The organism is Pantoea sp. EKM21T (assembly GCF_011800405.1).
GTDB classification, from domain to species: domain Bacteria; phylum Pseudomonadota; class Gammaproteobacteria; order Enterobacterales; family Enterobacteriaceae; genus Pantoea; species Pantoea agglomerans.
Window position 1 is genome coordinate 93,799 of sequence record NZ_JAALFV010000003.1, and the last position, 16,209, is coordinate 110,007.

At 53.0% G+C, this 16,209-nt stretch carries 15 protein-coding genes; 9 read left to right on the forward strand and 6 right to left on the reverse strand.

What is annotated here, in order from left to right:
- Positions 1-40 precede the first annotated feature (40 nt).
- Positions 41-892 (reverse strand): Vmh family MBL fold metallo-hydrolase, encoded by an 852-nt coding sequence (locus HFD87_RS06755; protein ID WP_167423132.1) that lies wholly within the window; start codon positions 890-892, stop codon positions 41-43.
- A gap of 146 nt (positions 893-1,038) precedes the next feature.
- On the opposite strand from HFD87_RS06755, the gene HFD87_RS06760 reads away from it, so the two are divergent.
- The 3 genes from HFD87_RS06760 (at position 1,039) to HFD87_RS06770 (ending at position 3,168) form a co-directional block, all read left to right on the forward strand.
- Complete coding sequence (locus tag HFD87_RS06760; RefSeq protein ID WP_154210174.1) at positions 1,039-1,920, forward strand: LysR family transcriptional regulator; 882 nt, start codon at positions 1,039-1,041, stop codon at positions 1,918-1,920.
- A gap of 38 nt (positions 1,921-1,958) precedes the next feature.
- Entirely contained in the window at positions 1,959-2,378 is a 420-nt protein-coding gene (locus tag HFD87_RS06765) for a VOC family protein (RefSeq protein WP_167423133.1), read from the forward strand.
- A 487-nt stretch (positions 2,379-2,865) separates the two neighbouring features.
- Positions 2,866-3,168 (forward strand): hypothetical protein, encoded by a 303-nt coding sequence (locus HFD87_RS06770; protein WP_033787153.1) that lies wholly within the window; start codon positions 2,866-2,868, stop codon positions 3,166-3,168.
- 315 nt (positions 3,169-3,483) lie between these two features.
- Here the strand turns inward: HFD87_RS06770 and gabP are convergent, their stop codons facing one another.
- Positions 3,484-4,899 (reverse strand): GABA permease, encoded by a 1,416-nt coding sequence (gabP, locus tag HFD87_RS06775; RefSeq protein ID WP_167423134.1) that lies wholly within the window; start codon positions 4,897-4,899, stop codon positions 3,484-3,486.
- A gap of 76 nt (positions 4,900-4,975) precedes the next feature.
- A complete protein-coding gene (gene gabT / locus HFD87_RS06780) occupies positions 4,976-6,262 on the reverse strand; it encodes a 4-aminobutyrate--2-oxoglutarate transaminase (RefSeq protein WP_033760699.1) in 1,287 nt (428 codons plus the stop codon).
- Between the two features lie 110 nt (positions 6,263-6,372).
- Between gabT and HFD87_RS06785 the strand changes: the two genes are divergently transcribed.
- The 4 genes from HFD87_RS06785 (at position 6,373) to HFD87_RS06800 (ending at position 11,530) form a co-directional block, all read left to right on the forward strand.
- Entirely contained in the window at positions 6,373-7,863 is a 1,491-nt protein-coding gene (locus HFD87_RS06785; RefSeq protein WP_181955671.1) for a PLP-dependent aminotransferase family protein, read from the forward strand.
- Between the two features lie 97 nt (positions 7,864-7,960).
- Complete coding sequence (locus HFD87_RS06790) at positions 7,961-9,337, forward strand: glycoside hydrolase family 10 protein (RefSeq protein WP_194716229.1); 1,377 nt, start codon at positions 7,961-7,963, stop codon at positions 9,335-9,337.
- A gap of 83 nt (positions 9,338-9,420) precedes the next feature.
- Positions 9,421-10,161, forward strand: coding sequence for a nitroreductase family protein (locus HFD87_RS06795; protein WP_039389726.1), 741 nt, complete (start codon positions 9,421-9,423; stop codon positions 10,159-10,161).
- Between the two features lie 166 nt (positions 10,162-10,327).
- Positions 10,328-11,530 carry an MFS transporter gene (locus tag HFD87_RS06800; RefSeq protein ID WP_167423135.1) on the forward strand — a complete coding sequence of 401 codons (1,203 nt, stop codon included), beginning with the start codon at positions 10,328-10,330 and terminating at the stop codon, positions 11,528-11,530.
- A gap of 63 nt (positions 11,531-11,593) precedes the next feature.
- Here the strand turns inward: HFD87_RS06800 and HFD87_RS06805 are convergent, their stop codons facing one another.
- Positions 11,594-11,809 (reverse strand): YdgH/BhsA/McbA-like domain containing protein, encoded by a 216-nt coding sequence (locus HFD87_RS06805; RefSeq protein WP_150011679.1) that lies wholly within the window; start codon positions 11,807-11,809, stop codon positions 11,594-11,596.
- Positions 11,810-11,918: 109 nt separating this feature from the next.
- Positions 11,919-12,836, reverse strand: a complete 918-nt coding sequence (locus HFD87_RS06810) for a LysR substrate-binding domain-containing protein (RefSeq protein ID WP_167423136.1) — start codon at positions 12,834-12,836, stop codon at positions 11,919-11,921.
- A 161-nt stretch (positions 12,837-12,997) separates the two neighbouring features.
- Here HFD87_RS06810 and HFD87_RS06815 point away from each other — a divergent pair, with 161 nt between their 5' ends.
- The gene (locus tag HFD87_RS06815) at positions 12,998-13,678 is read left to right on the forward strand and encodes a type 1 glutamine amidotransferase domain-containing protein (RefSeq protein ID WP_033768834.1); all 681 of its coding nucleotides are present in this window, start codon (positions 12,998-13,000) and stop codon (positions 13,676-13,678) included.
- 1,087 nt (positions 13,679-14,765) lie between these two features.
- On the opposite strand, the gene HFD87_RS06820 is transcribed toward HFD87_RS06815, so the two are convergent.
- On the reverse strand, positions 14,766-15,278 hold the full coding sequence (locus HFD87_RS06820; protein ID WP_256378157.1) for a LysR substrate-binding domain-containing protein: 513 nt from the start codon (positions 15,276-15,278) through the stop codon (positions 14,766-14,768).
- Positions 15,279-15,678: 400 nt separating this feature from the next.
- On the opposite strand from HFD87_RS06820, the gene HFD87_RS06825 reads away from it, so the two are divergent.
- Positions 15,679-16,203 carry a phenolic acid decarboxylase gene (locus HFD87_RS06825; protein WP_010246964.1) on the forward strand — a complete coding sequence of 175 codons (525 nt, stop codon included), beginning with the start codon at positions 15,679-15,681 and terminating at the stop codon, positions 16,201-16,203.
- Positions 16,204-16,209 lie beyond the last annotated feature (6 nt).

The window sequence follows — 16,209 nt, forward strand, 5'->3', positions numbered from 1 at the left end:
ACGTTGCAAACCCGGTAGTCAGCTGACCTCTCAGCGGGATTTACCACTTCATCTCGCCGGTATTGACTTTGGCGCTGAGTTCCAGTGAAGCCGGTTCTGCCAGTTTCGGCCAGGCGGCTTTCATGGCGGTAATCACCTGCGCTGAGGTTTTATGTTGCGCCAGCGCCGCCTCAAAACTCTTCAGATAATTCAGGGTGAAATCCACCGCCTGTGAACCGGCCGGACGGGCACCGAGATAGTGACCCGGAATCACGTTCTTCGCGTTCAGCGTCTGCATTTCGGTCAGGATATGACGCCACTCAGCGCGGCTCTGAACGGTCTGAGTGTCAGCCGTCCAGACATGAATGCCCGAGGAGAGGGCGGTACCGCCCAGAATGGTGCTCGCAGACGGGATCCAGATATAAGCGGCGTATTGCTCCGGATGACGCAGCTCCAGCACCTCGCCGTCGACGCTAAAGCGGGTCTGATGGGTCACTTCAGGCACGACCACCTTATCCGGCGCGCCCTGCTTCATCTGTGGACCCCAGTATTTCAGCTTGGCGTCATGCGTCTGCTGGATATGCTTCACCACCGCCGGCGCGGCAACCACCTTCACGTCCGGCCAGGCTTTAACAATTGGCTCCAGACCAAAGTAGAAATCGGGATCGCCAGAAGTGATCACAATTTCCTTTAACGTTTTTCCGCTCTTTTTAATCATCTCTGCCAGTTTTTCACCGTCCTGGGTGCTGAACTGGGCATCAAACAGAATCGCTTCGGTTGGCCCACTAACCAGCGTTGAGGAGACGGCAAAGATGCCCTTTTCCTGCGGATTATAGGTTTGCAGTTGCAGGGTGGCCGCTCTGGTGGAGGCCGAGGCCAGCACCAGCATCACAGGTAACAGCGTAGTTTTCATTGAGGATCCTCAGAGATAAATGCCCGACTCAGGCAGGCGTAACGGGCGATGTTCAGTATCAGTGGCGCTATTCTACGCATCTGGCTATCTGTTAGAATTCCCGCAATCAGAGATGCTGAGTTTCATAATCCGAACAGGTGGAGTGGATGGACAGAGTCACGGCGGCAGCCGTTTTCAACCGGATATGTGAACTGGGCAGCCTGAGTGCCGCCTCACGATCGCTGGGGATCTCTCGCCCGATGGTCAGCCGTTATCTGGAGGAGATGGAAAAGTGGGCGGGAACGCGTCTGCTGCATCGCTCTTCGCGCCAGCTGACCCTTACGCCTGCCGGTGAGGCGATCCTGCAAAAAACCCGTCAGCTGGCCCTGCTCTCAGAGGCGATCCAGCAGGAAACCACCCAGGGCGTCCCGGCCGGAACGCTTCGCATCGCCTGCGCCCACTTTACGGCTCTTCATCTTGTCGGCCCGGTGATCCCCGATTTTCTGGCGCGTTATCCGGCACTGCGCATTGAGCTGGAAATTAACAATCAGCCAGTAAGCCTGATTGGTGAGCGTATCGATCTCGCTATTCGCATCACCGACTCGCCAGAGCCGGGGGCGATCGCACGCCGTCTTGGCGAATGTCATTCGGTACTCTGCGCTTCACCTGAGTATCTTAAGGCGCGGGGTAACCCGGAAACCCCGGACGATCTGGCTCAGCATAATTGCCTCTACTACAGTCGCTTTGCCGGACAGAGCTGGCATTTTACGGCGGCTGGCGGGGAGAAAATCGCGGTTGCCGTCAGAGGAAATTTCAGTGCGGGTATCTCTTCACTGTTGTGTGACGCGGCGATAGCGCATTGCGGGATAGCGATGGTGCCTGAGCAGGAGGCTCGCCATGCACTGGAAACAGGGAAGCTGGTAAAATTACTGCCCGATTATGAGCCGCAACGTATTGGCATATGGGGGCTTTACCTGTCGCGTGAGCACCAGTCTGCCGCACTGCGGCTGATGCTGGATGAGCTGCAAAGCAGAATCCAGAACCGGTGATCAGAGGGGCGAGTAACCGATCAAAATGGAACCTTACTATGAGTGATAATCAAACCCATTACTGGAACCCTATGGTGCCAGAACTGACCGTCACTGACTTTGCCGCTTCGCTGCATTTTTACACCGTGGTGCTGGGTTTCAGTGTGAGAATTCAGCGCCAGCAGCCTGATTTTGCTTACCTCTGCTATGGAGAGGTGCAATTGATGATTGAGCAGTTCCACCCGCAGGGCTGGAACATAGCCGATCTGCGCTGGCCGCTGGGGCGGGGTATTAATTTCCAGATTGAAGTCGATGATGTTCAGGCTGTGCTGACGCGTTTGCAGCAGCATGCTGTTCCGCTCTATCGGCCGCTTCGGGACAACCACTATGACATCGGCGAGACCACCGCCTGTCAGCGGGAGTTTCTGGTGCAGGACCCCGATGGTTATCTGCTGCGTTTCAGCCAGTATCTGGAATAAGCTGAACGTGTTTTGGCAATATTAATCAGCAGGAGAATGGCTTGAGTAAAATAAACGTTCTCTTCGGATATTTTATATTGACTGTTCAATCATGATCAACGGAAGCCTTTAATAGCAGCGTAGTGAAGTCATCTAAAGCGCGAAGAGTTACCTGCTGTTTACCACCGTCACATTAATCATGACCTTTTCCACTTACGGAAGGCGCTATGCATTGCGTGTTAACTATTGCAAAGCGTCATTAAGTCACAGGCGGCCATGATTTGCTGCTACAAGGCCATAATAAAAAATGAATGTAAGAAAGAAAATTTATCCAGCGATGGTCTACACTCTCGTTAGCTGGCTGGATTAGGATTATTCTTAACAAAAGTTTTTTTAAGGGATTTCATTGGGCTAAGCGTTCGTAAATTTACATTTATTCGTTCACTCAGCACTTAATCTTTGGGAATGTGAGCCGATAACAGGTGATACATACTCAGGAGGACGCACAATGAAATCTTTTTTATCTGTCTGCATTAGCACGCTGCTGATTGCCCTGGCCGGACCGGTTATTGCGGATTCAAATTCAGGCATGCTCACCTTCAGCGGAGCCATTACTAATGGTTCATGTAATATGAATGTCGGACAAAATCCTGTCGTGTTTGACTGTTTTGATCCCGCCAGTGGTAAGGCTGTGGTCACTACTGCTGACCTGATGAATCCCGAATCGCTGACCAAGTTACCTCTGGAAGTAAAAATGCACTGGTTTAATCCTGAAAAGAGCAAAGGGATACTTTACGTTACCTATCTTTAACGCTTCTCCTGAAGTTTTATTCTGAACGACAGTGCAATGCCTTAGCAGCAACGGTGACATGGAACCTAAAGATATAAACCCATAGCCAATACAGGGTTTATCATTAAGTCACTAAGAGTCAGTGAAGTATCTTTTTTGAAATTTTTAAGTCAGCATCGGGGAATTCATTTTACCGGATTGATCATCAGATAGTGTGCGCATCTTATTAAACCCCTGCATAATTAAGGGTTAACACGCGTTGCATCTGTTGATATGCAGAAAAACCCACCTTTGCTGTCAAAGGTGGGTTTAATTTATAAAAAGCTTGCGTGAAGATCAGTAAGAGTCAGAAGAGCGCTGAGTAAAATATTTCGTGCTCTGACGCTTCTCCTTTTTACGACGCAGCACCAGGCTGGTGGTAATAATCAGCAGCGTCAAACCGCCGGTTGCCAGTAATTCAGCCTGATGTTTCGCATCAAACAACATGATTACCAGCACCGTGACGATAAACAGGATAGTGACCCACGTCAGGCCAGGAAATAACCACATCCGGTAACTCAGGACTTCACCCGCTTTCTCGCGCTTTTTACGCAGCACCAGGTGGGACGCAGCGATCACCAGATAGACCAGCAGTGCAATCGCTCCCGACGTGGCCAGTAAAAATTCAAACACCACGCTGGGCGCCAGATAATTGGCGATCACCGCCAGAAATGCAGCCGCGGTAGAGAGCAGCACCGCAATCCACGGCGTGCCGCTGCGATTGGTGCGTGAGGCAGCCGCCGGTGCATCTTTGCGGCGTGACAGGGAGTAGAGCATGCGCGATGAGGTATAAAGCGCAGAGTTAAGACAACTGCACACCGCCATCAGCACCACCAGATCGACAATCAGTCGGGCGTGCGGGATGTTCATCGCCTGTAACACCGTCTGCCATGAACCCTGTTCAACCAGCCCTGGTGCATTCCACGGCACCAGCGCCACCACAAAGAAAATCGACAGCAGATAGAACAGTGCAATACGCCAGATGACGGAGTTAGTCGCCTGAGTAATCTGCTTGCCGGGATTCTTTGACTCTGCGGCGGCAATCGTGACAATTTCTGTGCCCATAAAAGAGAACATGGTGGTCAGGATGGCAGCCACTACCGCGCCGATACCATTCGGCATAAATCCGTGAGTGTCATAGAGATGCGACAGGCCGCTGGTATTGCTGTCAGGCAGCAGACCAAACACTGCCGCACCTGCCACGCCCAGGAACAGGATGATGGCAACGACCTTGATCAATGCAAACCAGAACTCAAACTCACCATAATTTTTCACGCTGAGCAGATTAGTAATGGTCAGCAACAGGGTGATAGCAAACGTGAACTGCCAGATGGCGACATCGGGGAACCAGGCATGAAGAATGGTTCCCGCAGCGTTGGCTTCCAGCGGGATCACCAGCACCCAGAACCACCAGTAGAGCCAGCCGATGGTAAATCCGGCCCAGCGTCCCAGCGCTTTATCGGCGTAGGTTGAGAACGAACCTGAATCGGGTGAGGCGACGGCCATCTCGGCCAGCATCCGCATAATCAGGACCACCAGCGCACCGGCAGCGGCATAAGAGATCAACACCGCGGGGCCCGCTTCAGAAATAGCATGGCCGGAGCCAACAAACAGCCCGGCGCCAATCACGCCCGCAATTGAGAGCATACGCACGTGGCGCGGTTTCAGGTTTTGAGCCAGCGAATCTGCATTCGCACTCTGAGTCATCGTCATGTAAACGTCTCCTGTCGACGTCCGGCCTGGATGGCCGGACGAACGGGGATGAACTTGCGTTAACGCGTCAGCGAAATCAGGCCGGGACGACGGGATGTCCGGCGGGTGCGACACAGTGATCGATCACCGTGGAGAGAATGGTCAGCGCCTGGCTGAACTGGGCATCCGGAATGGTGAGCGGGTAGAGGAAGCGGATGACGTTGCCTTTGGCTCCGCAGGTCAGCAGCAGCAAGCCCTGTTCCATCGCCATCTTCTGAACCGCCTGCGCGGTGCTGGCCTGATAGAACTCCATCGCCACCATCGAACCCAGCGCACGCACTTCAGCAATGTCCGGATGTTTGCGTTGATGTTCCTGGAGTTCTGCTTCAAGCCGGGCACCGAGATCAACGGCGCGCTGGCAGAGCTGCTCCTCTTCTATTACATCCAGCACCGCATGGGCCGAGGCGATAGCCAGCGGGTTTCCGGCATAGGTTCCGCCCAGCCCACCTGGTGCAGGTGCATCCATCACCTCTGCACGACCGGCGACTGCGGAGAGCGGCATCCCGCCTGCCAGGCTTTTCGCCATGGTGATGATATCGGCCTTCACCGGGTAGTGTTCCATGGCAAACAGCTTGCCGGTACGGGCAAATCCACTCTGGACTTCATCCGCAATCAGCAGAATGCCGTGACGGTCAGCCAGCTCCCGCAACTGCACCATAAACTCTGCAGGTGCCGCATGGAATCCACCTTCGCCCTGCACCGGCTCCAGCACGATCGCGGCGACGTCATGGGGCGCAATGTCCTGCGTAAAAATTTCTTCAAGGCTGGTCAGTGCCGCCTCGATGCTGATCCCCTGAACCGCGCTGGGATAGCGTGCATGGAAGACTGACGGCGGCATCGGGCCGAAATCCCGTTTGTAAGGCGCCACTTTTCCGGTCATCGCCATGGTCATAAAGGTGCGGCCATGGAATGCGTTACCAAAGGTGATGATGCCGTGGCGGCGGGTATAGGCACGCGCCACTTTTACGGCATTTTCTACCGCTTCCGCCCCGGTGGTGAAAAAGGCTGTTTTCGCCGCACCGGCGATGGGAACCCGCTGATTAATACGCTCGGCCAGTGCGATGTAGCTTTCGTACGGGGTGATCTGGAAAGCCGTATGGGTAAACTTTGTTAATTGATCGGCAATCGCCTGTTCAATGCGTGGATGGCGGTGGCCGGTGTTCAGTACCGCGATGCCGCCCGCGAAGTCGATCCAGCTATTACCCTCCTGATCCCATAAGGTGGCGTTCTCTGCCCGGGCAACGTACCAGTCGCACAGCGTACCGATACCTTTGGGGAGAGCCTGTGCTTTGCGCTGCTGCAACAGGTTATTTTTTTCGCTCATTTATTCCACCTCGTTAATATGCGTGTTTACAATTCCCGACAAACACGTTTATTTATGCCTGAGGCGTGGTGAGTTGCCAGAGCCAATTGTCAGAGGAAAGGTGGAGCCAATTGCGACTCTTATACGCAGATCATCTATTAGCGCGGTTACAGTTTATAAGAACTGGCTCATTACATCAGCGGCTGCTGAACTGCATGCAGGCCGCGATCGCTGAAGAGGTGTTTCCGCGCGGAAGCCGTTTGCCGCCAACCCGCGATCTGGCGCGCGAACTGGGCGTGTCGCGAAACACGGTTATGCATGTTTATGAGAGCCTGATGGCTCAGGGCTATGTCACTGCGCGGACCGGCAGCGGCACCTGGATTGCAGAGACGCTGCCGGAAAACTCTCTGCAGAGTGATGCAATTGCCGACCTTCAGGCGGTGAAGGCGCAACGACCGGCAACGCTGTCGAAGCGTGGCGCCAGTCTGCTGGGGCATGCTACAGCATCGCCTTACCAGTGGGGCGCGTTTGTCCCTGGCGCGCCGGATGTGACCGAATTCCCCCATAAGCTGTTTAGTCAGATTCAGGCGCGTCTGAATCGCGAACCTGACGTTCACCGCCTGGTCTACAGCAGCGGCGGTGGCTGTCCCGATCTGCGCCATGCGCTGGTGGATTATCTGCGGGTGGCACGCTCAGTGCGGGCCGATGCTGACCAGATCCTGATCACCGAAGGGGTTCATCAGGCGGTTGATCTGGTGACGCGGGTGTTGTGCGATCCTGGCGATAGGGTCTGGATGGAGGAGCCAGGCTACTGGGGAACACGCAATCTGCTACGCATGAATGGCCTGAAGATTCGGGCGATGCCCGTGGATGAGCAGGGACTGGTGCCGGACAGCGGCCCGGCACCAAAGATGGTGTTTGTGACGCCCTCTCATCAATATCCGCTGGGTGTGCATCTGAGTCTGGCCCGTCGTCAGGCATTGCTCACCCTTGCACGTCGCCATCAGAGCTGGATTGTGGAAGATGACTACGACAGCGAATTTCGTTTTTCCGGCCAGCCTCATCCCTCACTGCAGGGGCTGGAAGCGGATGCGCCGGTCATTTACATGGGAACGTTCAGCAAAACGCTCTATCCCGCGCTGCGCATTGGCTACATGGTGGTGCCGAAACCGCTGGCACAGCCGTTGCGCATCGCCGCGGCAGAGCTCTATCGCGGCGGACATCTGCTGATTCAGCGTGCGCTGGCGGAGTTTATCCGGCTGGGCCATTACATGGAGCATATCCGCCGGATGCGCCTGCTTTACCGCCAGCGGCGGCAGTTTCTCTGCCGGCTGATCGAACGCTATCTGGGGCCAGCCTTTTTACCGGCATTCAATCATGAAGCGGGACTGCATCTGGTGATCCCGCTGCCAGCAGGCGCGGATGACGTGGCGATAGCCGCGGAGGCGCTAAAGCGCGGCGTCAAAGTACGGCCACTTTCGCAATATTATATGCACCCTCAGGAGGCGCGCGGATTGCTGCTGGGTTACGCCTGCGTCAATGAGCGGCAGTGTCAGGATGCGTTTGGCACACTTAAAGCCTGTCTTGCGTCCGCCGGAATGGTATTCACTCCGCAGCGCTAGCGGGTTCAGGGACACTTGTTTTGAAGGAGGGCGGTTTTACTGCCGCCTCTGTGCTAACGCATTGACATTTAATCAGAGTCACCGAGAATACTCCTCTTTGCGCCCCGACCAGACAATACTGGAGTCTATCATCGCCTTTAAACCCTTTACTGCACCGGCCCGTGCGGCTATTAAGCGAGGCGCCGCGCTGGCTGCCGCGTTGTTGCTGGTCAGTTGCGCATCTGAGCCGCCGAAATCGCTGGTCACACCTTTTCCGCCCGTGACGAAACAGCCGCTACCGACGCCTGGCAAGCCAGCACAACCTCATGCGCAGGAACCGATGCGGGGCGTCTGGTTAGCCACGGTTTCACGTCTTGACTGGCCGCCGGTTGCCTCGGTGAATGGCACCAATCCGGCGCAGCGTATCCGCCAGCAGCAGCAATCGCTGATCGACAAGCTGGATAAGCTGAAAAGCCTGGGCATCAACACGGTGTTTTTTCAGGTGAAGCCTGATGCCACGGCGCTCTGGCCCTCAAAAATCCTCCCCTGGTCAGATATGCTGACAGGAAAAATTGGTGAAGATCCGGGCTATGATCCGCTGCAGTTTATGCTGGATGAGGCGCATAAGCGCGGTATCAAAGTCCATGCCTGGTTCAACCCTTACCGGGTGTCGGTAAACACTAAATCATCTACCGTCAGTGAACTGAACCGCACGCTGTCACTGCACCCGGCCAGCGTTTTTGTGCTGCATCGCGACTGGATCCGCACTGCAGGCGATCGCTATGTGCTCGATCCAGGTATCCCTGAGGCGCGTGACTGGATCACCAGTATTGTGGCCGAGGTGGTGGCGCGTTATCCCATCGACGGTGTGCAGTTCGATGACTATTTCTATGCGGAATCTGCCGGTTCACTGCTCAACGATAATCAGACCTTCAGCCGTTACGGTCAGGGGTTTGCCAGCAAAGCGGACTGGCGGCGTCACAATACTCAGCAGCTGATTGAGCAGGTGTCACGTACCATCAAACAACTGAAGCCGGACGTGGAGTTTGGTGTCAGCCCGGCGGGCGTCTGGCGTAATCTGTCGCATGATCCTGCCGGTTCCGATACTCGCGGAGCGGCGGCGTATGATGAAGCTTTTGCCGATACCCGCCGCTGGGTGCAGCAGGGCTTGCTGGATTACATTGCACCTCAGCTCTACTGGCCTTTTTCCCGTCAGGCGGCCCGATACGATGTGCTGGCAAACTGGTGGGCAGAGGTCGTGAAACCGACTAAAACCCGGCTCTACATCGGCCTTGCTCTCTATAAAGTGGGCGAGCCGTCAAAAGTTGAGCCTGACTGGACACAGCAGGGCGGCGTACCGGAGCTGAAAAAGCAGCTCGACCTTAATGAATCGAACCCCAATATTGATGGCACGATTCTGTTCAGAGAGAACTATCTGAATCAGCCGCAGACTCAGCAGGCGGTAAGCTATCTTAAAAGCCGCTGGGGAGGCTGAGAAACGCCGCGACAGCATGACCAGTGCGGTTAAGTTTTTCCTTGTGACTTGCTGCTATTCTTGCGCTTTATATGGGAGGAACCATGAGCGAACTGATTGATATTTTTACAAGTCATAAAAGTGAACGTAGTTTCACTGAGCAACCTGTCGATGAAGCTGTGCTGGATCGGATTATCAGTACCGCTTATCGCGCACCGACATCAGTAAACTCGCAGCAGGTTTCTGTGGTGATCACGCGTGATGCCGGACGTCGCGCACAGATCGCCGCCATTGCAGGCGGTCAGCCGTGGATTGCCAAAGCACCGGTGTTTATCACCTTTGTGCTGGATATGCATAAATCAGCCGTGGGAATGGCCGCTGTCGATCAGCAGCAGATCGCCCATCAGAGCATTGAGAGTATTGTGTCGGGTTCTACTGATATCGGTATCGCGCTGGGATCGGTAATGGCGGCTGCGCGTGCGGAAGGTCTGGGGATTGTGCCAATTGGCGGTATCCGTCGCGACCCGCAGGCGATGATTTCACTGCTGGAGCTGCCGCCACTGACCTTCCCGGTAGCGGGTGTGGTAATCGGTCACGTAGACGAACCGGCTCATCAGAAACCACGTCTGCCTCTGGCGACGTTCCGCCATGATGAGACTTACCAGACTCAGGGTCTGGAGCAGCAGATTGCGGCCTACAACGATGAGATGGTTCAGCACTGGAAGACGATTGGTCGTAATGACGGTGAGAGCTGGAGCGAAAGCGTCAGCGGTTACTATAAAAACATCTACTTCCCGGATGTACTGCCAGCACTGCTGAAGCAGGGTTTTGGCACAGATAAATAGTTCGCTCTCGTTATTGAGTGAATAGAAAAAGGCCATCCGTAGCGTTTACGGGTGGCCTTTTTCATTTTGTTACTATAACGAAAGGTGACTTTCCACGGCGTAACACATAATTTCCCTTTTAACCGAAGCGCAACTGCCTCTAACACTTACCTTCCAGGGAAATAACATGTCTCAGCGTTCACTCTACGCGCTCTGTTTAATGAGCTTTTTTCTGGCCGATGTCCGCGACGGCCTGGGACCATTTCTGGGCATCTTTCTTACGGAGCGACACTGGCGACCCGACGAAATCGGTCTGGTAATGACCTGTGGCGGTATCGCCGGATTACTTGCCACGCTGCCGGCAGGGATCGCCGCCGATGCGACCCGCCATAAAAAAATCATTGTGCTGCTGGGCTGTCTGGTGATTACCGTTGCCACGCTGCTGCTGTGGTACAGCAATCAGACCTGGACGGCGATGGTCTCGCAGGTTGTAGCCGGCCTGGCTGCGGCGTTTATCGGCCCGACTGTGGCGGGGATCACCTTAGGGCTCACGGGTCAGCGCGGCTTTAACCAGCAGATGGGACGCAATGAGGCGTTTAATCATGGCGGTAATACGATTGCTGCATTGCTGGCCGGTTTTTCAGCCTGGTACTGGGGCATGGGTGCCGTTTTCATTCTTATGACGGTAATGGCGGTTTTCGCTGCCTTCGCTACGCTGGCAATTCGCGGAAATGAGATCGATAACGATGTGGCGCGCGGTTATGAACCGCATGAAGAGCGTAAGCCAGCGCTGCACTTATCAATGTTGTTGCGAAACCCGGCGCTGATGATCGCCGGTTTGACGCTGCTGCTGTTTCATCTTGCCAATGCCGCGCTGCTGCCGATGCTGAGCATGCGCGTCGCCTCGGCAGGCGGCCAGGCGGCGATCAGTCCGGGCCTTTACGCGGCGGCAACGGTGGTGATTTCCCAACTGGTGATGATCCCGGTCGCGCTGTGGGTATCTAAACGCGTTGATACGCACGGCTATCGCCTGTTTATCATGATCGCCCTGATGATATTACCGCTGCGCGCGGTTCTCGCCGCCGGCTTTGCCGGGCCGATTTTTGTCATTCCGGTTCAGGTTCTGGATGGTATTGCGGCTGGGATTCTCGGTGTGGCAGTGCCAGGCTATATTGTCTCCCTGCTGCGGGGTACGGGGCATGTTAACGCCGGGCAAAGCGTTATAATGCTGATGCAGGGCGCAGGTGCAGCGCTGAGTCCCGCCATGACGGGCATGATCGCCGCACGTTATTCCTACAGCACCGCGTTTGCGGTACTCGGCGCAATTGCGCTGGCAGCTCTGATTCTATGGTGGCGCACCGGTAGCGCCCCAGCCGCCCGTCTGGCCTGATCGGACACAAAAAAGGCTGCCCATTGGGCAGCCTCTTCTGGCAAATCCGTTTGCGACCATCCGTTATTTATACAGTTCTGCGGTCATGTGAACACGGTTGTTGGTGTTCGCTTCCGTAATTTTATACTGCGCGCCCTGTTCCTGAGCCTGAGCAGCAATTTTTGATTCTGCGCCATCCAGTGTGGATGAGGTGACAGAAATGCTCTCGGCAAAGCTGCCAAAAGAGATCAGAGAAAGAGTTGCGAGTGCGGCGATTGAAAGTGCTTTTACGTTTTTCATGGTCATATTCCTGAGTTATGAATTGGGAGGATGTTTGCCTCCGATGGGAATAATAGTAACTCAGGTTATGATATCAATATTAACTATTAGTGCGGCAATGGTGATCGTGCTAATTGTTTATCTGAGGATCAGACAGCGACTGTGCCGTCTCCGTTATCAACGCCCTGAACCAGCGATGGGCAGGATCGTCGCGATAGCGTGCATGCCAGCCCATTTCAACCGGAAAGGTGCCCAGGTCAACCGGCGCGGGAATGATTCTGAGCCGCTGATCGCGTGAAAGGTGCTGACAGATCAAACGCGGCAGGGTCGCGCAGTAGTCCGTGACCGCAATCATTTCCGGCACGGCCAGAAAGTGTGTGACGGAGACTGCAACCTGACGACGCAGGCCCCGCTGCTCAAGCGCCTGATATAACCCGGCGCGCATACGGCCAGGCGGCAGAACGTTGACGTGCTTTAACTGCTCATATTGCTCTGCGCTGAGGTTTTCGCCCACCAGCGGATGATCGGCGCGTATCACGCAGGCCAGACCTTCATTCATCAGGTGCTGAACGACGAGATTGTCGGGCGGCTCCACGATACGGCCCAGCACCATATCGGTATTACCTGAAATCACACCGGTTTCAGTGACGTCATTGCCAAAAGGAGTGAGGCGGAGTCGGATGCCGGGCGCACAGCTCCTCAGACGAGCCACGATGGCAGGCATCATGATGAATTCGACATAGCTGTTAGGCGCAAGCGTGAAGAGCCGGGTGGCATGAAGCGGATCAAAGTCCTGCTGGCCAAGAATAACCTTGTCGATCGATGACAGCGTAGCACCGACCACCTGAGCCAGCTGTTCCGCTTTCGGCGTCGGTCGCATCCCGTAACGCTCGCGGATAAATAGCGGATCGTTGAGCGTTTCACGCAGCCGGTTTAATGCATTAGAAAGCGCCGGCTGGGTTATACCAAGCCGTTCCGCTGCGCGAGTAACGTTGCGCTCTTCCATCATGACCAGCAAAACTGGCAGTAAATTCAGATCGTATTTCATTAAGCTATAATGCTATGTGAATAACTGAAATTGAAGAAATAAATTTCATAAATATTCGTAACCCCGCCATGATTAACGGGTCAACGCAGAAGATAGCGGCTCAGACGCTGGTTCTGACTATCCTTACACCTGAAACCGACTAACTGTTATATGGAGCGGAAATGAAAATTTTAATGGTTTTGACCTCGCATGATGAGTTGGGCACCACTGGCAAGAAGACCGGTTTCTGGCTGGAAGAGCTTGCAGCACCTTACTATGCATTTCTTGATGCGGGCGTAGAGATTACCCTGGCTTCACCGAAGGGCGGACAGCCTCCACTCGATCCAAAAAGTGATGAACCCGATTCTCAGACTGATGAGACCCGCCGCTTCCATGCCGATTCTGCTGCTCAGGCAGTACTGGCCTCGACCGTCAAGCTTGATACTGTTGATCAGGAAGCGTTTGATGCCGTTTTCTATCCAGGCGGCCATGGTCCTTTATGGGATCTGGCAAACGACAAACACTCCATTTCGCTGATTGAGCAAACCCTGCAGGCGGGCAAACCGGTTGCGCTGGTCTGTCATGCTCCAGGTGTCCTGCGTGATGTGAAAAATGCTGATGGCACGCCTCTGGTCAAAGGAAAGAAAGTTACTGGCTTCACGAACAGTGAAGAAGAGGGCGTTGGCCTGACTGAGGTGGTGCCGTTCCTGGTTGAAGATGTGCTGAAACAGAACGGGGGTCTCTACTCACGAGGCGATGACTGGCAGTCCTATACGGTTCAGGATGGCTTGCTGATTACCGGTCAGAACCCAGGTTCATCAGCCGAGACCGCGAAGGTTTTACTGGCAAGCCTGGCGAAATAAAGATCTTTACAGCATGCTGAGTTTTGAGGGCGCCTGCGGGCGCCTTTTTTTATTGCTACCGTTAAGTGTCAGGATAGATAGTGACCTGCTTAATTATTCAGGTTGAATAGATTAGAGCTCAATTTTTTTTAACATTGATAATAAATTTACGGGCGTTTTCAGAGCTAAATTATTGCCTGAAAAATTCACTGAAAATATAAACATGTTTTTAAAACCAGTGTTGACATCGTTTTTTATATCCGTAAAGTAGGACTCATCAGCGGCGTGCAGTTGCCCTGATAAACCGGAAACAAAAGCGTTACGAGTAAAGTAAAAAGGTCCGACAAATTTGTGAGTTGAACTTGTCGGTGGTTCTGTTAAACATTGTTCTTTAAAACTGTTCGTTAGTTAAAATAACCCTGTTAAATGGAGTCGAAGTAAGTCTGTAAGAAGTATGTAGTATCGCGTCGCGATGATGTAAGGCCTCGTAGTTCTGAACGTTACGTTACGACAGGATACGATTGCGGTTTAAACGTCGTAATGAAAGTAAGGCAACGCATCAAAGAGTATATATCGCGATGGGGGTGTGCAGATTTATACGGGCCTGACCTGTCTTTGTCTCCTGAAAGACTATCAGGTGGTTGAAACCGCTAATAATAGTGACATTTCAGTATCGTGATCATTATTATCCGCAGGATCTGTTCATAAATAGCAGTACCGAAGTAGTACCTATCAATTAAGTTAGTTAATGGTAAACGTAAAATCTGTAGTACCTTAAAAGCCCTGGCTATTTCAGTCAGGGCTTTTATCATTTTACGTTGTCTGTCAGTTCTTTTCAGAACGTAAATATGAGTAATTAACATTATCAAAGCAGCTTTTATTGATAATATTTAAAGTGATTCACGCGCGATTTATTCTCCTGCTATTTTTTCCTCAGCTCAACACTCTCTTTCCTGAATTCCCCAGCATCAATTTTTACCCCGCTATCGACATAGCAAAGCGCGATTTTGCCTTTTCGACGTCGGACATAATGCGATATAACGCCCCGTTATCCTGTCTGTTGCTTAAACAAAATCGCAAAACAGTGAGCCGCAGTCCGGTATCCCTGTCAGCGCACCACCATTTTAGCCACGGACGGCAGTCGTTCACGCAGCCACTCATGCCCTTTGTGATGATGGGTTCGGTTATGCCAGGCCATGATTTTGCTGAAGCCGGGGATGACCAGGGGGGCTGGCAACATGACCAGACCCGTAGTGTCGACCGCCAGTCGTTTCGGTACCACGCTTACCAAATCAGTGACGCGCAAAATTTCCGGGAGCACCAGAAAACTGCAAACTGAGAGCGTTACCCGGCGGGCCCGGCCAATCGCAGCCAAAGCCTGGTCGGTAACCCCATGAAAATTTCCGCCGGGCCACGAAACCAGCGCATGATCCTGCGCACAAAACTCATCCAGCGACAGCGTCGCACTGCCCGCCAGAGGATGATTTTCACTCAGCAGACAAACATATTCTTCATTGAACAGTTGCTGCGTATGCAATGTCGGCGGCGTGGTCTCTGGCGTCAGCAACGCCACATCAACTTGCCCAGTTTCAAATTGTCCTGACAGAGTCTTATCTGGCAAAGTAATGATGAAAGCATAATCAACCCAAAAAAAGGAAAATACATCCGTTATAGATTTTTAAATTATTGAAAAATAAGCTCTATATCGAAATTATACTGAAGAAAGACTTACTCAGCATGGTGATAGATGACTGATAGATATCTCACATCAAAACTATTCATCTATAAGATTTAATTAGTAATTTATATGAAAATATCTCTTTTCTGGAGTGTATAGCCTTCAGGGGGCCGGGAAGGGTTTTTTAATGGGTTTTTAATTTACCCATCGCAAACCTTTTCCGTTTTCAGATGGCAAAAAAATCAATCTGCGTCATAGTCAATATTCACCGAGTTATTGCGCTATAGCTTTCTTTTGAAATTCATCTGCGCCTGTCAAGTGCGCTATTCAAACAGAGGTTAAAATGTCTGCAGAATCTCCAGAGAATATCTCTAGCGATCTTTCTCAGTTCGTCGGTACACATTTTGTCTATACCTATGATAATGGCTGGAAATATGAGTGGTATGCTCGCAACGAAACCACCTGCGACTACCGCATTCATCAGGGACTGGTAGGTGGCCGCTGGGTTACCAACCAGAAAATGCATGCGATTCAGTTCGCCCCTGGCATCTACAAAGTAGACTGGCATGAGCCCACCGGCACCTGCGTCAGCCTGCTGTTTGATCTGAATCGCACCCTGGTTCACGGCACAATTTTCTTCCCGCAGTGGATTGCCGGTGAAGGTCAGCATCCGGAAAAAACTATCTGTTATCAGAATGACTTCATTGAAGATATGCACCGCTTCCGCGATGAAGGGCCGGCCTATCCGTATGTGATCATTCCAGAGTTTGCGAAAGTGACCTATATGAAGAATGAAGGTCCAGATAACGATGAAGTGATCAATCAGGCACCTGGACAGATGCCTGCTGACTATTTTGATGGTAAGTAATTAAGC

Bases quoted from the DNA above. Each gene is read 5' to 3' on its own strand.
- HFD87_RS06795 (WP_039389726.1), top strand. From the start codon at position 9,421: ATGAGCGAACTGATTGATATTTTTACAAGTCATAAAAGTGAACGTAGT.
- HFD87_RS06755 (WP_167423132.1), bottom strand. From the start codon at position 892: ATGAAAACTACGCTGTTACCTGTGATGCTGGTGCTGGCCTCGGCCTCC.
- HFD87_RS06815 (WP_033768834.1), top strand. From the start codon at position 12,998: ATGAAAATTTTAATGGTTTTGACCTCGCATGATGAGTTGGGCACCACT.
- HFD87_RS06765 (WP_167423133.1), top strand. From the start codon at position 1,959: ATGAGTGATAATCAAACCCATTACTGGAACCCTATGGTGCCAGAACTG.
- HFD87_RS06770 (WP_033787153.1), top strand. From the start codon at position 2,866: ATGAAATCTTTTTTATCTGTCTGCATTAGCACGCTGCTGATTGCCCTG.
- HFD87_RS06760 (WP_154210174.1), top strand. From the start codon at position 1,039: ATGGACAGAGTCACGGCGGCAGCCGTTTTCAACCGGATATGTGAACTG.
- gabT (WP_033760699.1), bottom strand. From the start codon at position 6,262: ATGAGCGAAAAAAATAACCTGTTGCAGCAGCGCAAAGCACAGGCTCTC.
- HFD87_RS06800 (WP_167423135.1), top strand. From the start codon at position 10,328: ATGTCTCAGCGTTCACTCTACGCGCTCTGTTTAATGAGCTTTTTTCTG.
- HFD87_RS06805 (WP_150011679.1), bottom strand. From the start codon at position 11,809: ATGAAAAACGTAAAAGCACTTTCAATCGCCGCACTCGCAACTCTTTCT.
- gabP (WP_167423134.1), bottom strand. From the start codon at position 4,899: ATGACGATGACTCAGAGTGCGAATGCAGATTCGCTGGCTCAAAACCTG.
- HFD87_RS06825 (WP_010246964.1), top strand. From the start codon at position 15,679: ATGTCTGCAGAATCTCCAGAGAATATCTCTAGCGATCTTTCTCAGTTC.
- HFD87_RS06810 (WP_167423136.1), bottom strand. From the start codon at position 12,836: ATGAAATACGATCTGAATTTACTGCCAGTTTTGCTGGTCATGATGGAA.